Source organism: Alphaproteobacteria bacterium, from assembly GCA_035625915.1.
GTDB lineage: Bacteria > Pseudomonadota > Alphaproteobacteria > JACZXZ01 > JACZXZ01 > DATDHA01.
On record DASPOR010000122.1, the window covers coordinates 22,330 to 41,302 of the forward strand.

At 63.3% G+C, this 18,973-nt stretch carries 18 protein-coding genes; 8 read left to right on the plus strand and 10 right to left on the minus strand.

The genetic code is table 11. The annotated features are described in order from the left end of the window. Window positions 1-198 precede the first annotated feature (198 nt). The 6 genes from tsaE to trxA all read left to right on the plus strand — a co-directional run bounded on the left by tsaE (window position 199) and on the right by trxA (window position 9,291). Window positions 199-708, plus strand: a complete 510-nt coding sequence (gene tsaE, locus VEJ16_10100) for a tRNA (adenosine(37)-N6)-threonylcarbamoyltransferase complex ATPase subunit type 1 TsaE (GenBank protein ID HYB10012.1) — start codon at window positions 199-201, stop codon at window positions 706-708. Next, the gene (locus tag VEJ16_10105) at window positions 705-1,730 is read left to right on the plus strand and encodes a phosphotransferase (GenBank protein HYB10013.1); all 1,026 of its coding nucleotides are present in this window, start codon (window positions 705-707) and stop codon (window positions 1,728-1,730) included. The genes tsaE and VEJ16_10105 overlap by 4 nt, the downstream gene beginning before the upstream one ends. Beyond that, window positions 1,727-2,455 carry a nucleotidyltransferase family protein gene (locus VEJ16_10110; GenBank protein ID HYB10014.1) on the plus strand — a complete coding sequence of 243 codons (729 nt, stop codon included), beginning with the start codon at window positions 1,727-1,729 and terminating at the stop codon, window positions 2,453-2,455. Before VEJ16_10105 ends, VEJ16_10110 begins: the two co-directional genes overlap by 4 nt. Then, complete coding sequence (gene addB, locus VEJ16_10115) at window positions 2,452-5,412, plus strand: double-strand break repair protein AddB (protein HYB10015.1); 2,961 nt, start codon at window positions 2,452-2,454, stop codon at window positions 5,410-5,412. The genes VEJ16_10110 and addB overlap by 4 nt, the downstream gene beginning before the upstream one ends. Next, complete coding sequence (addA, locus tag VEJ16_10120; GenBank protein HYB10016.1) at window positions 5,409-8,879, plus strand: double-strand break repair helicase AddA; 3,471 nt, start codon at window positions 5,409-5,411, stop codon at window positions 8,877-8,879. Before addB ends, addA begins: the two co-directional genes overlap by 4 nt. Before the next feature lie 91 nt (window positions 8,880-8,970). Then, complete coding sequence (trxA, locus tag VEJ16_10125) at window positions 8,971-9,291, plus strand: thioredoxin (protein HYB10017.1); 321 nt, start codon at window positions 8,971-8,973, stop codon at window positions 9,289-9,291. A gap of 138 nt (window positions 9,292-9,429) precedes the next feature. On the opposite strand, the gene VEJ16_10130 is transcribed toward trxA, so the two are convergent. Continuing rightward, window positions 9,430-10,794: an aminotransferase class I/II-fold pyridoxal phosphate-dependent enzyme gene (locus VEJ16_10130; GenBank protein ID HYB10018.1), complete on the minus strand. Its 1,365-nt coding sequence runs from the start codon at window positions 10,792-10,794 to the stop codon at window positions 9,430-9,432. Between the two features lie 130 nt (window positions 10,795-10,924). Here VEJ16_10130 and VEJ16_10135 point away from each other — a divergent pair, with 130 nt between their 5' ends. Next, window positions 10,925-11,431, plus strand: coding sequence for an Lrp/AsnC family transcriptional regulator (locus VEJ16_10135; GenBank protein HYB10019.1), 507 nt, complete (start codon window positions 10,925-10,927; stop codon window positions 11,429-11,431). A gap of 72 nt (window positions 11,432-11,503) precedes the next feature. Here the strand turns inward: VEJ16_10135 and VEJ16_10140 are convergent, their stop codons facing one another. Genes VEJ16_10140 through trpB form a run of 4 tightly spaced genes read right to left on the minus strand, consistent with a single transcriptional unit; the run spans window position 11,504 to window position 15,777 of the window. After that, a complete protein-coding gene (locus VEJ16_10140; protein HYB10020.1) occupies window positions 11,504-12,796 on the minus strand; it encodes a folylpolyglutamate synthase/dihydrofolate synthase family protein in 1,293 nt (430 codons plus the stop codon). Beyond that, window positions 12,777-13,691 (minus strand): acetyl-CoA carboxylase, carboxyltransferase subunit beta, encoded by a 915-nt coding sequence (gene accD, locus VEJ16_10145; GenBank protein ID HYB10021.1) that lies wholly within the window; start codon window positions 13,689-13,691, stop codon window positions 12,777-12,779. The genes VEJ16_10140 and accD overlap by 20 nt, the downstream gene beginning before the upstream one ends. After that, on the minus strand, window positions 13,688-14,545 hold the full coding sequence (trpA, locus tag VEJ16_10150) for a tryptophan synthase subunit alpha (GenBank protein HYB10022.1): 858 nt from the start codon (window positions 14,543-14,545) through the stop codon (window positions 13,688-13,690). The genes accD and trpA overlap by 4 nt, the downstream gene beginning before the upstream one ends. Continuing rightward, a complete protein-coding gene (trpB, locus tag VEJ16_10155; GenBank protein HYB10023.1) occupies window positions 14,542-15,777 on the minus strand; it encodes a tryptophan synthase subunit beta in 1,236 nt (411 codons plus the stop codon). The genes trpA and trpB overlap by 4 nt, the downstream gene beginning before the upstream one ends. A gap of 325 nt (window positions 15,778-16,102) precedes the next feature. Here trpB and VEJ16_10160 point away from each other — a divergent pair, with 325 nt between their 5' ends. Next, the gene (locus VEJ16_10160; protein HYB10024.1) at window positions 16,103-16,564 is read left to right on the plus strand and encodes a GNAT family N-acetyltransferase; all 462 of its coding nucleotides are present in this window, start codon (window positions 16,103-16,105) and stop codon (window positions 16,562-16,564) included. A gap of 42 nt (window positions 16,565-16,606) precedes the next feature. Here VEJ16_10160 and VEJ16_10165 read toward each other — a convergent pair whose 3' ends face one another. The 5 genes from VEJ16_10165 to ihfB form a co-directional block, all read right to left on the minus strand. After that, a complete protein-coding gene (locus VEJ16_10165; protein HYB10025.1) occupies window positions 16,607-17,074 on the minus strand; it encodes a GNAT family N-acetyltransferase in 468 nt (155 codons plus the stop codon). Between the two features lie 10 nt (window positions 17,075-17,084). Next, on the minus strand, window positions 17,085-17,732 hold the full coding sequence (locus tag VEJ16_10170) for a phosphoribosylanthranilate isomerase (GenBank protein ID HYB10026.1): 648 nt from the start codon (window positions 17,730-17,732) through the stop codon (window positions 17,085-17,087). A gap of 165 nt (window positions 17,733-17,897) precedes the next feature. Beyond that, on the minus strand, window positions 17,898-18,029 hold the full coding sequence (locus VEJ16_10175; protein HYB10027.1) for a hypothetical protein: 132 nt from the start codon (window positions 18,027-18,029) through the stop codon (window positions 17,898-17,900). Window positions 18,030-18,054: 25 nt separating this feature from the next. Then, window positions 18,055-18,405, minus strand: coding sequence for a LapA family protein (locus VEJ16_10180; protein ID HYB10028.1), 351 nt, complete (start codon window positions 18,403-18,405; stop codon window positions 18,055-18,057). A 48-nt stretch (window positions 18,406-18,453) separates the two neighbouring features. Next, a complete protein-coding gene (ihfB, locus tag VEJ16_10185) occupies window positions 18,454-18,738 on the minus strand; it encodes an integration host factor subunit beta (protein ID HYB10029.1) in 285 nt (94 codons plus the stop codon). Window positions 18,739-18,973: the final 235 nt, after the last annotated feature.

Genomic DNA, 18,973 nt, shown 5'->3' on the forward strand with positions numbered 1-18,973 from the left:
ATGAACTGCTCCCCGGTCGATCCGTTCATATGAATGACGCCGCAGAGGCCGCCCTTTACGCGCGGTACTTCGCGGACAAAAATGACAGTCGGGCGGGATTTGCTGGGCAAGCGCCAAATTTTGATCGAGAAATCGCAAGATGCGACTACAGATGTGGGTCGAACGGCGAGAGGCGCAGACGATTCGGAGGCGGCTCGGATGACCCTTCCCAACGGGTGCAGGGCCGGGGAAAAGCGCGCGGATGGCTTGACGCGGGATTTGGTGCTGGGCGATTTGGCCGCGACGGAGCGCCTTGCACAAGCGCTGGCGAATGGAGCGCTTCCCGGGGATATCCTGGCACTCTCGGGCCCTCTCGGCGTGGGGAAGACAGCATTCGCCCGCGCCTACATTAGCGCTCTGGGTGGGGCGGAGGAGGTGCCGAGCCCGACCTTCACGCTCGTACAAACCTATGACATAGGCGGTGTGAGCGTGTTCCATTTCGATCTCTATCGGCTCGAGCGGTTTACCGACGCCTATGAACTCGATCTCGAAGACGCATTTTCCGAAGGCATCAGCCTGATCGAATGGCCCGAGCGCCTGGGCCCGCTGCTGCCGGACGAGCGGCTCGATATTATGCTAAGCTTCCAAGATGCCAGCGATGCACGGCACGCACGCCTTATTGCCTATGACGAACGCTGGGTGACACGCCTTCGGGAGCTCGCGGATTGAGCCCACGCCAAACTGAGGCACGTCAGGCCCGGATCGAATTGTTCCTCGGCGAAATCGGATGGGGCCAGGCCGCGCGAAAACCGCTCGCGGGCGACGCTTCGTTTCGACGCTATGAGCGACTCGTTCGTGCGACAGGGGCCAAGGCGGTGTTGATGGACGCGCCGCCGGAGCGCGAAAACGTTCGCACCTTTGCAGCCCTCGCGCGCCATCTTGCCTCCCTGGGGCTTTCAGCGCCACACATCCTCGAAATCGACGAAGAGGCTGGTTTGCTTTTGCTCGAAGATTTCGGCGATGCCAACATGGCGCGGCTGATCGACGGCACCGGCGACAAGGCGCCGCTTTACGCACTTGCCATCGACACGCTTATCGCACTCCATCGTCATCCCGGTGCGGTGGCAGCACCTGTCCTTCCCTTCGTCGGAGAACGGCCATTGCGTGAAGTCGGCTACGTCCTCGATTGGTATCTGCCCGCGGTCACGGGCCGGCCGACTTCCGAAGATTTGCGCGCGGAATATCTCAACGCGTGGCGGCTAGTGCTGCCGGCTGCGAACGGGGTGCCGGAGACGCTCGTGCTCTTCGACTTTTTTCCCGAAAACCTTATGCTGCTCGAAGGCCGCGAGGGCGTTGGCGCATGCGGCCTCCTCGACTTCCAAGACGCGGTGATCGGCCCGATCTCCTACGATCTCGTCTCGCTCCTCGAGGATGCGCGGCGCGATGTGCCGGCCTCACTTCGGGACGCGATGCTGGGGCGCTATCTCAACGCGTTTCAGGCACTCGACCGCGCGGCGTTCAGCACCTCGTGCGCCGTCATGAGCGCTCAGCGCAACATGCGCATCGTCGGCGTCTTCACGCGCCTTTGCGTGCGCGACCGCAAGCCCGACTACTTGCGGCATCTGCCCCGCGTCTGGCGTCTTGTCGACCATGCGCTCGGCCACCCGGCTCTCTTGCCCGTCAAGGCCTGGCTTGACTTGAATATACCACCGCATCTGCGGCGGATCCCGCCGTGCGATTTTGCGCTATGAGTGTTCCGAAGCGCGCCATGGTACTTTCCGCCGGGCTTGGCGTCCGTATGCGCCCGATCACCGACCGGATTCCGAAGCCGCTCGTGACCGTGGCGGGCCGCACCCTGCTCGACCGCTGTCTTGATCGGCTCGACGCTGCCGGCGTGGAAACTGTCGTCGTCAACACCTTCCATTTGGCGGAACTCGTCGAGCGGCACGTTGCGGCGCGCCGGCGTCCGCATATCGTAATCTCTCGCGAGGTCGAACTTCTCGATACTGGTGGGGGCGTGGCGAATGCGTTATCGCATTTGCTGCCGGGCTCCTTCTTCGTCATCAACAGCGACTCGCTTTGGCTCGACGGTGCTGTCGACACTCTCCATCGCTTGGCAAGTGCGTGGGATGATGCGCACATGGATGCACTTCTCCTCTTGAAGCCCGTCGAACTCGCGAGCGGCTACGACGGAAAAGGCGATTTCCATCTGGGGCCAGAAGGGCGTCTCACACGCCGTGCCAAGGGTGCGTCAGCGCCGTTCCTATTCATCGGCCTACAAATCCTCTCGCCCCGGCTCTTCACGGGATTGGCGGTCGGGAAATTTTCGCTTAACCGGCTTTACGACCGCGCCGCCGCATCGGGCAGGCTGCACGGCCTTCGCCATGAAGGTGCTTATTTTCACGTCGGCACGCCCGAAGCGCTCGTACTGGCGGAACGAAATCTCGTCAAACGCGCAAACGGCGAGATGGAATGAGCATCGCCCCCACGCACGTATTTACGATTCCACCTGGCGTTCCCTTCGTCGACGCCCTTGCCGCCACATTGCTCGCGGAGTGCCGCGACGACCCGCAGCGGCTCGCACGCTATACCGTGCTCCTGCCGACACGGCGCGCTTCGCGCAGCCTGCGCGAGGCATTTCTTCGCCGCTCGGTGGGCAAGGCGCTGCTTCTACCCCGCATGACGCCGATCGGCGATATGGACGAAGACGAACTGATTTTCACGAGCGCCGACCCGACACTCGCGGACGCAAATCTGGACATTCCCCCGGCAATTCCCGAATTGCGCCGTCGATTGCTACTCGCCGAGCTCGCGCGCAAGGTGGACGGGCGCTCGCCCGAGCAGGCTGTGCGCCTCGCCGCCGAACTCGGGCGGCTCATCGACCAGGCCGAGACCGAGCGTCTCGGCTTCGATCGGCTCGCGACCCTTGTGCCCGCGCGCTATGCGGCGCACTGGCAGATCACGCTCGATTTTCTGCGGATCGTGACCGAGCACTGGCCGAAAGTGCTCGAGGAGGAAGGCTCGATCGACCCTTCCGCACGGCGCAATCGTCTCCTCGATGCGCAAGCCGCATTGTGGCGCGCCAACCCACCCGTGGACCCCATCGTCGCGGCAGGTTCGACCGGCAGTATTCCGGCGACCGCGGAGCTCCTAGCCATAATCGCGCGGTTGTCGAATGGGCGCGTGGTCGTACCGGGACTCGACCGGCACACCGACTCCGACGCTTGGAATGCACTCGAGCCAAGTCACCCGCAGTTCGCCCTGAAGCGCCTTCTGGAGCGCATCGGAATCGAGCGTGGCGACGTCGAGGATTGGCCTTGCGAGGGCATCGAGGCGGCGCATCCAGGGCGGGCATTGCTTCTCGCCGAAGCGCTCCGCCCCGCCGCCACCACCGATGCTTGGCGCCGGCTCGAAGCGCTGCCAGATAATGTCACCCGTGGCCTGAACCGCGTCGATTGTCCGACCCCACGAGAGGAGGCCGGAGCCATCGCCCTTTTGATGCGCGAAGCCCTTGAAACGCCCGGCCGTACGGCTGCACTGGTGACGCCGGATCGCGCACTTGCCCGGCGTGTTGCGGTCGATCTCGAACGTTGGGGGATTGAAGTCGACGATTCGGCGGGGACGCCGCTCGACGCCACGCCACCGGGTGCATTTTTGCGCCTTCTGGCCGAGGCCGCGGCGGAAAACCTCGCACCCGTCCCGCTCGTCTCGCTCCTCAAACACCCGTTGGCGGCATGCGGCGAGGAGCCCGGCGAGTTTCGCCGTCGCGTGCGGGCTCTCGAAATGGCAGTGTTGCGCGGTGCGCGCCCAGCACCCGGTTTCAACGGCTTGCGCGAGGCCCTCATCTCGGTCGAAGTCGGTAAGCGGTCGTCACTGCTGAAGGTCGTCGACGGGCTCGAGGCCGCATTGGCGCCTTTTTACGATCTTTTCCAAAGCCGCACCCTCGATGTCGCACAAGCGATCGACGCGCACGTCAAGGCGGCGGAGGCGCTAGCGACGAGCGGATCGCAAGAAGGTTTCGCCCGACTCTGGGCGGGGGACGCGGGCGAACAGGCGGCCGGATTCATCGCAGAACTTCGCGCCGCCGCGTTGCGATTTCCCGCAATCGATAGTGTTGCGTATCCGGGCTTCTTTAGCGCGCTTCTCTCCGGCCTCGTGGTGCGGGCGAAATACGGCCGTCACCCGCGTCTCTTCATCTGGGGTCCCCTCGAAGCACGGCTCCAGCACGCAGACCTTCTCATCCTCGGCGGGCTCAATGAAGGCACCTGGCCGCAGGAGCCGGCGGTCGACCCGTGGATGTCTCGTCCGATGCGGATCGATTTCGGCTTGCCCGAGCCCGAGCGTCGTATTGGGCTTTCCGCACACGATTTTGCGCAAGCGAGCGCTGCAGGCGAGGTGGTGTTGACGCGCGCGCTCAAGGTCGATGGCACGCCGACGGTACCCGCGCGCTGGTTGTTGCGCCTCGACAACCTTCTGCGAGCGGTCGGACTTCGGCTTGAGCGGAATTTTCCAAGCACGCTACTCGGCTGGTATCGAAATCTCGACCGTCCGCCGCACCCCGCGACGTCAATATTGCCGCCAGCACCCAAGCCCCCGCTCGACGCGCGACCGCGCAGGCTCAGCGTCACGGACATCGAAACCTGGATGCGCGATCCCTACGCCATATATGCCCGCCACATCCTGCGTCTCGATCCGCTGGATCCGCTCGACGCGGACCCCGGTGCCGCCGATCGAGGCATCTTTATTCACCGCATTCTCGACCGCTTCGTCAGGAAATTCCCGGGCGCGTTGCCGCCCGAGGCTTTTGGGGAACTCCTCAAGATCGGCGAGGATGTCTTTCGCTCCTTGCTGGACCGACCCGGCGTGCGCACCTTTTGGTGGCCGCGCTTCGAGCGTATTGCCGCGTGGTTCGTCGAAAGCGAGCATGACCGGCGACCGCGGATCGAGGAGTCGCTAAGCGAAGTCACCGGTGCCCTCGTTTTCGAAACGGCCGGCAGGCTTTTCACGCTCACCGGACGCGCCGACCGCATCGACCGGCTGAAAGCCGGTGGGCTTGCCATCGTCGACTACAAGACCGGCACGGTGCCGAAGATCGGCGACGTGAAGGCGGGTCTCGCACCCCAGCTTTCGCTAGAAGCAGCGATGGCAATGGAGGGCGCCTTTCGCGGTGTCTCGGCCGAGGACGTGACGGAGCTTGCATTTTGGCGTCTCACCGGCGGACAACGGCCGGGCGAGATCATCGAGCTCAAGGCAAATCCGGTTGACCTCGCGCACGATGCCCTTGCCGGACTTTTGCATCTGATCGCGAAATTCGATCAGATCGAGACCGGTTATGAGGCCCGGCCACGGCCCGACTACGCACCTCGGTTCAGCGACTACGAGCATCTGGCACGCGTCAAGGAATGGTCAGCGCAAAACGGGGAAACCGAATGAGCACGGCCTCGGCGCCGCTCGATCCACGCAAGGATCAGCGCCTTGCGGCCGATCCCGCGGCATCCGTATGGGTCTCGGCATCAGCGGGCACGGGCAAGACGTCGGTCCTCACCGAGCGCGTGCTGAGTTTGCTGCTTGCCGGCACGCCGCCGACGCGCATCCTTTGCCTCACCTTCACGAAGGCGGCGGCGGCTGAGATGGCGAACCGCATCGCAATCCGCCTCGGCGCCTGGGCGAGCGATTCGGACGCGGAACTCGACAAGATGCTTGACGATCTTCCGCAAGCGAAGGCGGAGGGCGACCGGCGCGCTCGCGCGCGACGACTGTTCGCCCAGGTCGTCGACGCGCCCGGCCGGCTCAAGATCATGACCATTCACGCCTTCTGCCAATCGCTCTTACGCCGCTTTCCTCTCGAGGCGGGGCTTTCGCCACATTTCGAAGTGATGGACGAGCGTAGTGCGGCCGAGCTTATGGCGCGCGCGCGCGACAGCCTTCTCGCTCGTGCGCGGTCCGGGGGCGAAGATACGCTGGCGCGCGCACTTGCCGAAGTGACGAGTCACGTCGCGGAAGAGGAATTCGGAGCACTGATGGCCGATCTCGTGCGAGAGCGAAGCCGGCTCTCGGGCGGGCTCGACGACGCCGGCGGGATCGAGGGTGCGGTCTCCGCCGTCTATTGCCGCCTCGGACTGAATAGCGCCGACACCCCTGCGGGAATCCTGGCGCGCGCCTTTGCGGACGAGGCATTCGATGCGGCCGGTCTGTCCGCGGCGGCCGAAGCGCTCGCGGCGGGGACGTCCACCGACCGGGAACGGGGTGCGAAGCTTGCCGCTTGGCTTGCCGCACCCGAGCGGCGCGTGAATAGTTTCGAGGCGTATCGCTCGATCTTCTTGACCAAAGAGGGGTCGATTCGCGCGAAGCTCGCAAGCAAGGCGGTTTGCGACGCAGCACCCCATGCCGAGGAAGCGCTCCGCGCCGAGGCGCTACGTCTTCTCGACATCGAGGATCGCCGCAATGCGGCCATCACGGCGACTGCCACGGCGGCCCTTCTGCGCCTGGGTGCGGCCATGCTCGATGCGTACGAGCACGACAAAGAACGCGCAAACCGCCTCGATTACGACGACCTCATTTTCAAAACTCGGCAGCTTCTTGAAGTGCCCGGCGCGGCATGGGTCCTTTATAAGCTCGACCTGGGTCTCGACCACATCCTGATCGACGAGGCGCAGGACACGAACCCCGATCAATGGTCGATCGTCGCAGCGCTCGCGGAAGAATTCTTCGCGGGCGAGGGTGCAAAAGCCGAGACGCGGACAATCTTCGCCGTCGGCGACGCCAAGCAATCGATCTTCAGCTTCCAGCGCGCCGATCCCAAGGCATTCGACGACATGCGCAGGCATTTTGCCGAGCGCGTGAAGTCGGCCGAGCAATCGTGGCGCTCAGTCGATCTCGAGATATCGTTCCGCTCCGCACCCGCCATACTTCGGGCCGTCGACGCCGTTTTTGCGATCGAGCCCGCAAGCGATGGCGTGGCAGCACCCGGCAGCGCGATACGCCATCGTGCCCATCGCGAGGGACATGCCGGCCTCGTCGAGCTTTGGCCGGCGGTGGCCCCGCGCGAGCGGCCGGATTTTGAGCCGTGGTCGCTGCCCCTGGCCCGCGAAAGTGTGGACTCGCCGGCAGCACGGCTTGCCGCGCTCATCGCAGCGCGAATAAAGCGCTGGATCGACGGAAAGGAAATTCTCGAATCGAAGAACCGTCCCATTGAGGCGGGCGACATCATGGTCCTGGTGCGCCGACGCGACCTATTCGTCGAGGAACTCGTGCGCGCGCTCAAAACCGCAAACGTGCCGGTCGCTGGGGTCGACCGCATGATATTGACGGAACAGCTCGCGGTCATGGACTTGTTGGCGCTCGCCCGATTCCTTCTTTTGCCCGAAGACGATCTGACGCTCGCCACGGTCCTGAAAAGCCCGCTCGTGGACCTCGACGAAACGCAACTCTTCGAACTCGCCTACGGCCGCGCGCCGCGCACCCTTTGGCAATCGCTGATTCACCGGGCCGGCATCGATCCGGCCTTCGCGGGCGCGCATGCCTACCTTTCCACGCTTTTGAAACGAGTGGATTTCGTCCCGCCCTACGAGCTGTTCGCCGAGATCCTCGGCAACTTCGGTCAACCGGGCGAGTCAAGCGGACGCGAACGAATCCTGGCCCGACTTGGCCTCGAGGCGGAGGAACCGATCGACGAGTTTCTCGCCCAATCGCTCCTCTACGAGCGAGGCCATGTCCCGTCCCTCGAAGGCTTTCTCCATTGGATCGAGGCGGGCGATGGCGAAATCAAGCGGGATCCCGAATCGGGTGCGCGCGCCGAGGTGCGCATGATGACGGTCCATGGCGCAAAGGGCTTGCAGGCGCCAATCGTCATCCTCCCCGATACCATGCAAGTGCCGACCCAAAGCCCGAGGCTGCTATGGGGTGAACCCGACAAGGATCTGTTCCTCTGGCCGCCGCGGCGCGCGCACGAGGGAGAAGTTGCATCGAAATTGCGCGAGAATGCGAACAAAAGGCGCGACGAAGAATATCGCCGCCTCCTCTACGTTGCGATGACGCGCGCGGAAGACAGGCTCTATGTTTGCGGCTGGCGCGGCGTGAAAGAGCCGGTAGAGGGATCGTGGCATAACCTCGTCGCGAAGGGCCTCGAACGGATTGCAGAGCCCTTCGACTTCGACTGTGCCGGTGAGACCGCGGAAGGCTGGAGCGGGCGAGGTTGGCGGCTTCGGTCGAAACAAACGGCACAGCCCGCTCTATCGCGGCGCGAGGCCGGAGACCCCAAATCCGACGAGGCCATGCCCAGATGGACTAAGCGGATGCCGCTCGCGGAGCCAGTGCCCGCTCGCCCGTTCGCTCCCTCCCGCCCGAATGAGGCTGAACCGCCGGTGCGCTCGCCGCTCGGGCCCGACGATGGTTGGCGCTTCCGCAGGGGCAACCTCGTCCACCGCCTTCTCGAAACATTGCCGAACCTGCCGCCCGAAGCCCGCCAAGGTGCCGCGGAGCGCTTTCTTGCGCGGCCCGTGCATAAGCTCGGTGAGATCGAACGAACCGAGATCGCGCGCGAAACGCTCGCCGTTCTGTCCGATCCTGCTTTTGCACCCCTTTTCGGTCCGGGCTCTCGCGCCGAAGTGCCGGTCGTCGGCACGATCGCTGGCCAGCGCGGGGACGAGATCATTTCAGGCCAAATCGATCGCCTTCTGGTCGGGGACCGGGATGTCATAATCCTCGATTACAAGACGAACCGCCCCCCACCCGTCGAGGTCGGGGATGTCGCGGTCGTCTATCTCAGGCAGATGGCGGCATACCGCGCACTTTTGCGCGCGATCTACCCGCCCCGGCGTGTGCGCTGTGCCCTTCTCTGGACGGATGGCCCCCGCCTCATGCCGCTCCCAGACGCTGTGCTCGACCCTTACGCGCCTTGACCTTGGACCAATCTCGACCCTAGATTCTTTTCACAACAAGGGCTTGGCGTAGGGGCGCTAGCTGGGTCCAACTCATTGAAAGGACTAATAAATGACGACGACCAATGTTTCGGACAGTTCGTTTGAGGCCGATGTTCTCAAGGCTTCCGGCCCAGTGCTTGTGGACTTCTGGGCCGAGTGGTGCGGCCCCTGCAAGCAAATCGCGCCGGCACTCGAGGATCTGGCGAGGGATATGTCGGCCAAGATCAAGGTGGCCAAGCTCAATGTCGATGAGAATCCCAAGACCCCTCAGAAGTACGGCGTGAACGGGATTCCAATGCTCATGCTCTTCAAAGGCGGGCAAGTCGCGGCGATGAAGATGGGCACCCTCGCGAAGAGCAAGCTTTATGAATGGGTGCAGTCGGTGCTTTGATCGGAGACTAATTCATTTTTGATTTGAGAAGACCCCGCCGGCGACGGCGGGGTCTTCGTTTTACGTAAGTGCTCCCTCTCCGCCGTGTGGTTGGCCCAATCGACCGCCCCCGCGCCATTCCGGCCGGCGGATCGTGACCTACGCCGGAGGCAGCCCCGTTTCAAAGCAATAATAGAGCGTTTGGAATGCTTCGCGCAGGTCGAGGACGTCCTTCTTGACCACTTCCGGCTCTTCGCCACGCACGAGCACGCGCGCGATCAACTCGCCAATGGCCTCCATGTGTCGCTCCTTCATGCCGAGGCGCGTCACTTCGATGGTCCCCATGCGCAAGCCGCCGGGATAATCCCAGTTCTTGGGCTCGTCGTCGGGGATGAGGTTCTTGTTGACGATGAGATTTGCGCGTTCGAGCCGTCGCGCCGCCTCGAGCCCTCGGCCGAAACGGCGCGCGTCGGCAATCGCCTGATGCGTTTCGGTGAAGCCCTTGTGAGCGCCCAACATCGGAATGCCGCGTTCATCGAGTGCCTGCGCGAGCGCCTTTGCGTTCTTCACGATCTGCGCCATGAAAGGCTCCCCGTATGCGACGGCTTCCGCCGCCGCGAGAGCGAGTGCAGCGACCCGGTTGACCTGATGTGTCGCCGCCCAGACGGGAAATACCGCCGTCGTCACGGCTTCGGCGATTTCCGGATCGTCCCACAAGATGATGCCCGATTGCGGGCCCGAAAATGTCTTGCCGGACGATCCCGTCATGATATCGGCGCCCTCGGCAAGCGGGTCTTGGAACTGGCGGCCGCCGATCAGGCCGAGTTGGTGGGCCGCGTCGAAAAAGAGCCGTCCGCCCCACTCACCGATCATTTGCTTCATTTCGGCGACCGGCTGGTGGAAGAGGGTCATCGAAAGCCCGAGGGCGATAAGTTTCGGGCGCACGAGGGGGGCAGAGACGCGGAATGCATCGAGATCGACGACGAGTTCCTTCGGATCGAATGGGATATCGACGATCTTGCGGCCCATGGCGCCAGCCGGCCCGTCGATCCTATTCGAAGAATGTCCGCCGACCGGCTGTGCCGCCGACATGATGATGTCCCCGGGTGCAGTCAGTGCCGTGTAGACGACGGCATTTCCGATCATGGACGCGCACATCCGGTGATCGGCGTAATTGCACCGGAAATAGCGTTTCAGGAGCTCGACGCAAAGCGCTTCAAGCTCGTCGATATGCTTTGTCCCGGCAAACCAGCGATTGACCGGGCCGATATGGCCTTCGGCCGCCCGGGTTCCGATCTCGCTCGCGAGAATGGCGCGGACCGACGGGCTCGTCGGCGCCTCGGGGGCGAGGAGGTTGATGCATTGCTCGCCGCGCCAGCGCGCGTTGCGTTTTACCGCCGCCTTGACGGCGTCACCCATCTCGCGCGCGTCGGCGCACGCGTCGAGAACGGCACGCGCTGCGGCCAAGGCGCCAGGGTCGTGTATTTCGATGCGGTTTGCAGCGGCTCCCGTGTCTCGGGCCATATCGCTCCTCCTGTGTCTCGAGCGTCGAAAGTTTAGTGCGAAATCAAAATAAAGAAATTTCTTATTATCATTTCATTCTTTTCATGGTGAAATAGGTGAAGGTGGTCTTCGCGAAATTTAAGGAAAGATCATGGTCGAAGCCAAACGCAAGCGCGCCGACCCGGTTGCGGCACAACCCGTCGAGCTCGACGCCATCGACCGCAAGATCCTCGCGATCCTCCAAGAGGACAATCAAGTCACCAATCTTACGCTCGCCGAACGTGTCGGGCTTTCGCCCCCGCCATGTTTGCGGCGCGTGCGGCGTCTGCGGGACCTTGGCGTCATCGAGCGGGACGTTGCATTGGTCGATCCCGCGAAGGTCGGCCAAAGCATTATTGCCTTCGTCGGTGTCGAGCTGGACCGGCAACGCGCCGACGCGCTGACCGGTTTCGAGCACAAAATTTCCGCGGAGCCGGAGGTGCAACAATGCTATTTCGTGTCGGGTGAGATCGACTACCTCCTCGTCGTCACCTGCCCTGACATCGATAGCTACAACGGCTTTGCCCGGCGCGTGCTTGCGAGCGAGCACAATATAAAGCGGTTCCGAACGAGTTTTTGTCTCTCGCGCGTCAAGTATGCAACCGCAATTCCGTTGTGATCGTGGTTTTCGTGCGATCGTTCATTCGATCGCGAAATGATGCAGCAGCACGGTAGGGTAGGCCCAAGGGCGTCATCCGTTTTCAGCCAGCACCTTGCCGGCGAGATAGAGCGAGCCGCAGATGAGAATTCTGCTTGGCCTGTCGAGTGTGGCGACAAGCTCGCGCACCGCGGCGTCGACGGTGTCGGCGACCTCGGCCCGATGGCCCGCCGCGCGAGCGTAGGCGCACGCTTCTTCCGCGGGCAGGCTATTGACCTCGCCGGGAATCGTCACGGCGCGAAGGGCTGTGGAATAGGGCGCCAACGGGGCGAGGAAATGTGCGGCGTCCTTCGTCTTGAGCATGCCGTAGACGAGTGCCAGCGGCTTATCGGTCCATTGCGACGCCTGGGCTGCAAGAATCTCGCCCGCCGCGGCATTGTGCCCGCCGTCGAGCCACAGCTCCCATGCCGGTTCAGGCAACAGGTTCCGCAGCGGTCCTAGCACCAACCTTTGCAGACGCGCTGGCCACTCCACATTGGCAAGACCGGCCTTTAGATGCGCGGGTGTCATATGGAATCCCTCGAGTCTTTCCGCCGCAGCGATTGAAACGCCCGCATTGAAGATTTGATGGGCGCCGAGAAGTGCCGGCCGCGGCAAATCGAGCCGCCAGCGCTGCCCCTCGTAGCGTATGCCCGAGGAAGTCGGATCGACCCGCCACTCAACGCCGAATCGATAGAGCGGCGTTCCAAGGCGCTCAGCCTGTGCCTCGATGACGCCCATCGCACCCGGCAATTGCGGCCCGATCGCCGCCACCACTCCCGGGCGCAGGATGCCGGCCTTCTCGAACGCGATTGCTTCCAGTGTGTTGCCGAGAAATTGCGTGTGGTCGATCGAGACCGGCGTAATTGCCGAAACCGCGGGACGTTTTACGACGTTCGTTGCGTCGAGCCGCCCGCCGAGCCCGACTTCAAGGAGCAGTACGTCGGCTTCCTCGCGTGCAAATGCAAGGAAGGCGGCGGCCGTCGTGATTTCGAAGAAGGTGATCGGCTCGCCGCCATTGACGCGCTCGCATTCCTCGAGGAGGGCCGTGAGCTCGTCATCGCTGACGAGACCGCGCGACAACCGAATGCGCTCGGCGAAGCGCACGAGATGCGGCGAGGTGTAAACCTGCACGCGACAGCCAGCTGCCTCGAGGAAGGCTCGCATATAGGCAACCGTGGACCCCTTCCCGTTCGTACCGGCGACATGGACGGCAGGTGCAAGCCGATTCTCGGGATGGCCAAGGCGGTCGAGCAGACGTTCGATGCGTCCGAGCGAGAGATCGATCGCTTTCGGATGAAGTGCGAGGAGCCGCTCCAGGACAAGGTCACTCGGCTGGGGCTGCACCTTTTCCCACCTGGGGCTTGTTCAGGGCGACAACGGGTGCTGCCGGCTGGCGATTCATGAGCAGGCCTAGCACCCGCAAGATGGTGTCCCGCAGCTCGCGGCGGTGTACGACCATGTCCACCATGCCGTGCTCCAGGAGATATTCGGCGCGCTGGAAGCCTTCAGGTAGCTTCTCTTTGATGGTTTCCTCGATCACCCGTGCGCCCGCAAATCCAATCACGGCCCCCGGCTCGGCGATCTGCACGTCCCCAAGCATTGCGAAGGAGGCGGAAACGCCGCCGGTCGTCGGATCGGTGAGCACAACGATGTAGGGCAGGTTCGCCTCGCGCACCTGCTCGATCGCAATCACCGTGCGCGGCATCTGCATGAGCGAGAGGATGCCTTCTTGCATTCGCGCCCCGCCCGAGGCCGGTACCACGACGAGTGCGGCTTGCTGAAGGACCGCAAGTCGCCCCGCGGCGACGATCGCCTCGCCAGCCGCAACGCCCATCGACCCACCCTGGAAGTCGAATTCGAACGCCGCGACGACAACGGGCAAACCGCCCATGCGACCGTGCGCCACGACGAGCGCATCGCCGAGGCCGGTCTTGGTCTGCGCCTCCTTCAGGCGGTCGCCATAACGTTTGCGATCGCGGAACTTCAATGGATCGAGCACGGTCTTCGGCAGCTCGATCTTGTGATACTGGCCACCGTCGAGCAGCATCTCGATTCGCTTCTCGGCGGAGAGTCGCATGTGATATTCGCAATGGGGACATACCGCGAGATTGCTTTCAAGCTCGCGGTGGAAAATCATCTGTCCGCATTTGGGGCATTTGTGCCAGAGCTTGTCGGGTACGTCCGTTTTCTGGACGAGGGCGCGGATGCGCGGACGGACGAAATTGGTAAGCCAGTTCACGGTGCCCCTCTCCCTGCCTCGCGGGTGCGCTCGACGCCGGCACTCAGGCGGCGGACGAAATCGAGCGCTTCGGGCACGAGCCGCCGCGTGGCGCGGCCGCTGCCGTCGAGGCCGGCCGCGATCTTTTCGACGAGTGCCGAACCGACCACCGCTGCATCCGCGACCCGTGCGAAATTCGCTACGTCTTCGGGCGTCTTGATGCCGAAACCGACGGCGACCGGCAACTTCGTCCTTGTCTTGATTCGTGAAACCGCGCTCTCGACGGCGCCGATCGCCGCCGTGCGAGTGCCGGTAATCCCAGTGATCGCGATGTAGTAGACGAACCCGCTTGCATCCCGCAGCAGGGTCGCGAGCCGGGCGTCGTCGGTCGTGGGGGCGACAAGGCGGATGAAGGCAATTCCTTCCGCTTCGGCGAGCGGTCGTAGCTCCTCGTCCTCCTCGGGCGGAAGATCGACGACGATCAGGCCGTCAACGCCGGCCGCGGCCGCGTCGCGCACGAAGGCCACGGGGCCATAGCGATAAATCGGGTTGTAATAGCCCATGAGCACGACCGGTGTCTCCGGGTCGCCTGCTCGAAAGGCGCTTGCAAGACCCAAGGTCTCACACATGTTGGCGCCGGCTTTGAGTGCGCGCTGGCTGGCGGCCTGGATCGCAGGGCCATCCGCCATCGGATCGGAGAAGGGCATGCCGAGTTCGATCAAATCGGCACCGGCGCTGGGCAAACCCTTGACGAGTTCCAGGGAGGTCTTGGGATCGGGATCGCCTGCGGTCACGAACGCGACAAGCCCCGCACGCCGCTCCGCGGCGAGGGCGGCAAAGCGCCGTGCGATACGGTTCTCGGGCCGCTTTGTCACAGCGCTGCGCCGAGCGTCTGGGCGACCGTGAAGATGTCCTTGTCGCCGCGCCCGGAAAAGCACACGACGATCAGATGATCCGGCGAAAGCGTGGGAGCGATCTTGGCGATATGCGCAAGCGCGTGCGCGGTCTCGAGGGCGGGAATGATGCCTTCGAGTTTGGTGCAAAGCTGGAACGCATCGAGCGCCTCCCGATCGGTCACGGAGACATATTCAACGCGGCCTGCATCCTTGAGCCAGGCGTGCTCAGGCCCAACGCCCGGGTAATCGAGCCCGGCGGAAATCGAATGCGCCTCGTGGATCTGGCCGTCCTTACTCTGCAGAAGATAGGTTCGGCTGCCATGCAGGACGCCGGGTTGTCCGGCGGTGAGGGTTGCGGCGTGGAGTCCGGTCTCGACCCCTTTGCCCGCCGCTTCGACACCGATGATGCGCACGCCGGTATCGTCGAGGAAGGGGTGGAAGAGTCCCATCGCGTTCGAGCCTCCGCCCACGCACGCGACAAGCGTGCCGGGAAGCCGACCTTCGACCGTCATTAACTGCGTGCGGACCTCCTCGCCGATCACCGTTTGGAAATCGCGCACGAGCGTCGGGTAGGGGTGCGGTCCGGCGACCGATCCGATGATGTAGTAGGTGTCATCGACATGGGCGACCCAATCGCGTAACGCCTCGTTCATGGCGTCCTTGAGCGTGGCCGAGCCGGACGTGACCGACTTCACTTCCGCACCCAAGAGACGCATGCGAAACACATTGGGTTTCTGCCGCTCGACATCGACCGCACCCATGTAGACCGTGCACGGCAAGCCGAAGAGTGCTGCGACGGTTGCTGCCGCGACGCCATGCTGGCCAGCGCCGGTCTCCGCAAGGATGCGCTTCTTGCCCATGCGGCGCGCAAGCAGGATTTGGCCGACGCAGTTGTTGATCTTGTGCGCACCCGTATGGTTCAGATCCTCGCGCTTGAGATAGATCTTGGCGCCGCCGAAGCGTTCCGTCAGGCGTGCTGCAAAGGTTAGCGCACTTGGCCTTCCGACATAGTCCGAGAGATAGCCTTTGAGTTCGGCCTGGAAGGCGGCATCGGCTTTGGCCGCGGCGTAGGCCCGTTCGAGCTCGTGCAAGAGGGGCATGAGCGTTTCGGCAGCGAAACGACCGCCGTAATCGCCGAAGTGCCCGCGCTCATCAGGGCCGGCGCGATAGGTGTTGGCGCCCTCGCGGGCCTTCGTCCTCGGCTGGCTCATGACGCTTGTTGTGACCCTTTCCGGCCGGGGAATGAACCACATAGGCCCGCAAAGGTCAAAGCGGAAGGACGGGACCCAAAATCTTAGGAACTTCAAATCCGACACACTCGTGTGGCGAACCCGAAATTCGCCCTATCCGGGTGCGGGACCGTGAGCGATTTTCGGATTCAAAGCCACACGAGGAATATAATGTATCGAGTGTGGTATTCGGGTTTGAAGTTCCTAAACGTGGATGCCACCTAAATGACAGGAACTTCAAATCCGCCACACTAGAATTGAATCACGAGCGCCTTTTTCGGCCGCCGAAGTCAGCGCAGGAATCGCAATGTCCGCACCCCTGACAATTCGCCCCATCGCCCACACCGATTTCGCAGAGTGGCTGCCGCTTTGGGACGGCTACAACGAATTTTACGGCCGCTCGGGCAAGACTGCCCTTGCCAAGGAGATTACGCAAATGACCTGGGCACGGTTCTTCGACGCCTACGAGCCGGTGCACGCGCTTGTCGCCGAATCCGGTGGGCGGCTCCTCGGTCTGACGCATTACCTCTTTCATCGCAGCACGATCATGCTCGGCCCCACCTGCTATTTGCAGGACCTCTTCACGAGCAAGGAGGCGCGGGGAAAAGGGGTCGGCCGTGCGCTGATCGAAGGTGTTTATGAACGCGCGAGAATTGCCGGCTCGAAGGTTGTCTATTGGCAGACCCACGAGACCAACCTGACGGCGATGCAGCTCTACGACAAGGTCGCCGCGCGCTCGGGCTTCGTCGTTTACCGGAAGGCGCTCTGACGGCGAATTCCTCCGGGGCTCCGATGTCGTCGAACTTCGAGGCTACCGAACCGGCTTCGACATATAGACCGTCTGCGAGCCCTTGTACGGCTCCCGGTGGGTCTCACGAAAGCCGATCCGTTCATAGAGCGCGATGTTTTCCGTGAAATGGTCGTTCGTGTAAAGCCGTAGCTCACGATAGGCCTGCCGGCGCGTCTCCTCTTCCGCGAATGCCATCAACATTCGCCCGAGGCCGCTCGACTGCCGAGACGGATCGACGGCGATATTTTCGACAAGGAGATGATCTGGTTCCGGGATCAACTCCAATACCGCGATGATCGCTCCTTTTTCCTCGACGAGCCAAAACTGGTGCGCAGCGATCCGATGCGAATAATCGACGGTCATGGGTTTGGGCTCCCGCCCGATGCGTGCCACATACTTGCCGTAGGCGGTACGGACGAGGGACGTAACCGGTCCCGCATCTTCGGCGCCCGCCCGGCGCAGGCCGGGGATGGAATGGCTTTCCTTCATGGCCGTTCGATCAAAGCCGCTTCGCGGTGGCGATGAAGGCGCGAATGCGCGCGGGGTCCTTGTGGCCGGGACTGATTTCCACGCCGGACGAAACGTCGATGACCGTTGCACCGGTGATTCTTACCGCCTCTTCGAGATTTTCCTCGCGGAGGCCACCCGACAGCATCCATGGTTTCGGCCATTTCCTTCCGGCAAGCAGCTCCCAGTCGAAGCGCAGCGCATTGCCGCCTGGAAGCGCGCTCGTCATGGCTTTGGGCGGTTTCGCATCGAAGAGGAGCCAATCGGCGACAGCGGCATAACGCTCGCCCTGCGTCAGATCCTCGGCGGCGGCGATCTTGATGGCTTTCATGATCGGCAGGTCGAAGCGGGCCTTGAGCGCCACCACGTCATCCGGCGACTCGTCCCCATGAAGCTGCAGCATGTCGAGCCGCACCTTGCTCAGCACATCCTCGATGGCACCCTCGCCCGCGTCGACGAAGAGGCCGACGCGCTCGATACCCGCCGGCAATACCGAAACGATGTCGGCCGCCTGACGCGGCTTCACGAAGCGGGGCGAAGGCGGATAGAAGACGAGCCCGACGAAGGCCGCACCGCCTTCCGCCGCCGCCTTCGCCGCAACGCGATCGTTGACGCCGCAAATCTTGACCGCAATCGTCATCTCGACACCGGAAACCCATCCTTCGACGAAGCAGAGCGCGCAAAGGTTCGATCCAAAACGGTCATGATTCCGTCATGCGTTTCGCCATTGCGCGGCCTCTATAGCAGATCGCTGCGGCAGGAAGCCACAGCCGAGCCTGCCGGGATCGGGTGCTCAGCCGCTCGGTCACCAGCGCCGCCGCCGCGAGGTACTCGAACACCGCGCCGACGAATTGAAGAAGGTATTGCCGTTATCGCTCAACCGAACGAGCAGCCGCGCTTGGTCGAGGACCGCCTCGACGGCGGCGACCATGCGCATTGTCGTGTCTTCTTTTTGAATTCGTTCAGCTCGCGTATGGCAAGCGCGGCGGCTCGGCGGCTGCCGGTGAGCTAGGAGCCTTCGGCCCGGCGGCCAAGGCTTGTTTGCGCGCCTCGGCGAGATCGCTTTTTGCGCGTTCACACTCGCGCTCGGCCGCCCGGGCCCGGCGGCGCCATTTTCGGGCGCCAAGCCAAGCCGCAATGCCGCCGAGGACGAAGCCGACGATGAGGCTGAGCAGCAACGCCGCATAGAGCGGCGCCTCGATCAGATACGGCAGCGGCTCAATCCGCAACGGGACGGTCGTACGGTTCGACACGGCAAAGAGAATGAGAAGCACGGCGACGAAGACGCCGCCGATCCAACGGATCAGCCTCATGAACCCCACCTCGGCGGGCCGGAAAAACGATGCGGTGCGACGGCGGGCTTACTTCTTTCCATTGAGCCGCTCGCGCAGCTCCTTGCCGGTCTTGAAGAAGGGAATGTGTTTTTCGCTCACTGCGACGGCAGCGCCCGTGCGCGGATTGCGTCCGAGGCGCGAGCCGCGCCTTTTGATCGAAAACGCGCCGAATCCACGCAACTCGACCCGATCGCCGCGCGAGAGTGCGGCCGAGATCTCGTCGAAGATCGTGGAAACGATCCGCTCGACGTCTCGCTGATAAAGATGCGGGTTCCGCTCGGCGATGCGCAGAATCAGCTCGGACTTGGTCATCGACATCGACCCCCCTTCCCGGGCTCCCCAGTTTCTTTAATGGTGTGCCGGGTTTCACGGAAGCCTGCCAGAGCGGAAGGCGGCCGTCAAGGATAAGTCACTCAGATAACGTGCTTTTTCCGTCCCCATTTGACCCCGGTCGAGAGTGCGGTGCGCGCTGTGGGGTACGCTGGATAATTGCCAAAAAAAACGGGCGCGCCACCTGAGGGCCGGCGCACCCGCGATTCAACGCCAA

Bases quoted from the DNA above. Each gene is read 5' to 3' on its own strand.
- tsaE (HYB10012.1), top strand. From the start codon at position 199: ATGACCCTTCCCAACGGGTGCAGGGCCGGGGAAAAGCGCGCGGATGGC.
- VEJ16_10110 (HYB10014.1), top strand. From the start codon at position 1,727: ATGAGTGTTCCGAAGCGCGCCATGGTACTTTCCGCCGGGCTTGGCGTC.
- addB (HYB10015.1), top strand. From the start codon at position 2,452: ATGAGCATCGCCCCCACGCACGTATTTACGATTCCACCTGGCGTTCCC.
- addA (HYB10016.1), top strand. From the start codon at position 5,409: ATGAGCACGGCCTCGGCGCCGCTCGATCCACGCAAGGATCAGCGCCTT.
- trxA (HYB10017.1), top strand. From the start codon at position 8,971: ATGACGACGACCAATGTTTCGGACAGTTCGTTTGAGGCCGATGTTCTC.
- VEJ16_10130 (HYB10018.1), bottom strand. From the start codon at position 10,794: ATGGCCCGAGACACGGGAGCCGCTGCAAACCGCATCGAAATACACGAC.
- VEJ16_10135 (HYB10019.1), top strand. From the start codon at position 10,925: ATGGTCGAAGCCAAACGCAAGCGCGCCGACCCGGTTGCGGCACAACCC.
- trpB (HYB10023.1), bottom strand. From the start codon at position 15,777: ATGAGCCAGCCGAGGACGAAGGCCCGCGAGGGCGCCAACACCTATCGC.
- VEJ16_10160 (HYB10024.1), top strand. From the start codon at position 16,103: ATGTCCGCACCCCTGACAATTCGCCCCATCGCCCACACCGATTTCGCA.
- VEJ16_10165 (HYB10025.1), bottom strand. From the start codon at position 17,074: ATGAAGGAAAGCCATTCCATCCCCGGCCTGCGCCGGGCGGGCGCCGAA.
- VEJ16_10170 (HYB10026.1), bottom strand. From the start codon at position 17,732: ATGACGATTGCGGTCAAGATTTGCGGCGTCAACGATCGCGTTGCGGCG.
- VEJ16_10175 (HYB10027.1), bottom strand. From the start codon at position 18,029: ATGCGCATGGTCGCCGCCGTCGAGGCGGTCCTCGACCAAGCGCGGCTG.
- VEJ16_10180 (HYB10028.1), bottom strand. From the start codon at position 18,405: ATGAGGCTGATCCGTTGGATCGGCGGCGTCTTCGTCGCCGTGCTTCTC.
- ihfB (HYB10029.1), bottom strand. From the start codon at position 18,738: ATGACCAAGTCCGAGCTGATTCTGCGCATCGCCGAGCGGAACCCGCAT.